The 1005-nt window shown below is 67.7% G+C and carries 1 protein-coding gene; it reads left to right on the top strand.

Translation table 11 applies throughout. The annotated features are described in order from the left end of the window. Positions 1–67 precede the first annotated feature (67 nt). Positions 68–982, top strand: a complete 915-nt coding sequence (locus ABCR83_RS32665) for an IS982 family transposase (RefSeq protein WP_462698892.1) — start codon at positions 68–70, stop codon at positions 980–982. Positions 983–1005: the final 23 nt, after the last annotated feature.

Below are 1005 nucleotides of genomic sequence, written 5' to 3'. Positions count from 1 at the left end.
CTAGATGACTGATGCCAAGGGCTTGCTGGCGCGCATGAGATGAAGCGAGGGAGCCCAAAGATCGGTTGTGACGCCAGATCTGGACTCCCTCGCGACCGCACTCTATGTGACAACCGACGACTTGCTGAAGGAATCGCCGCATCTGGCCCCGTGGCGGCCCGAGATTGGCATCGAGCCGCAGCTCAGCGATGCCGAGCTGGTCACGCTCTCGGTGATGCAGGCCCTGCTCGGCTACGTCTCCGAGCGTCGCTGGATCCGCTACGCCCGCTCCCACCTGCGGCACCTGTTCCCGTACCTGCCCGGGCAGTCGGGCTACAACCGTCGGCTGCGCAAGGCCGGGGACCTGATCGCCCGCGTCAACCGGCGGCTGGCCGCCGACACCAGCCTGTGGACGGACAGCGTCTGGGTGGTCGACTCCACCCCGGTCGAGTGCGGCCGCTCCCGCGAGACGGTCAAACGCTCCGACCTGGCCGGATGGGCCGAGTACGGCTACTGCGCCAGCCATTCGCGGTTCTTCTGGGGCCTGCGGCTGCACCTGGTGTGCACCCTGCACGGCCTTCCCGTCGCGTTCGCGCTGACCGGCGCCAAGGCCGACGAGCGCACCACCCTGCTGGACATCCTGGACACCGAAACCGACCTGGTGGCCGCCCGTCCCGGCCAGACCCTGATCGGTGACAAGAACTACTACGGCGCCGTGTTCGAGCGTGAGCTCGCCGAACTGCAGCTCCGGCTCCTGCGTCCGGCCCGCAAGGGCGAGCCTGAGCGGGCCGGATCGCAGCTGTTCAAGCCGCTGCGGCAGATCATCGAGTCGGTCAACGACACCTTCAAGGGCCAGCTCGACCTCGAACGGCACCACGGCCGAACACCCGGCGGCGTTATGGTCCGCGTCCTCCAGCGGATCCTGGCGCTGACCGCCGCGATCTGGCACAACGACCAAGCCGGACAGCCCGTCATGCGCTCCCTCACCGCGTACGACCACTGAACCCCTTGGCATCAGTCATCTAG

It is taken from the genome of Streptomyces xingningensis, assembly GCF_054957865.1.
This window is presented reverse-complemented; position numbering and strand designations above follow the sequence as displayed.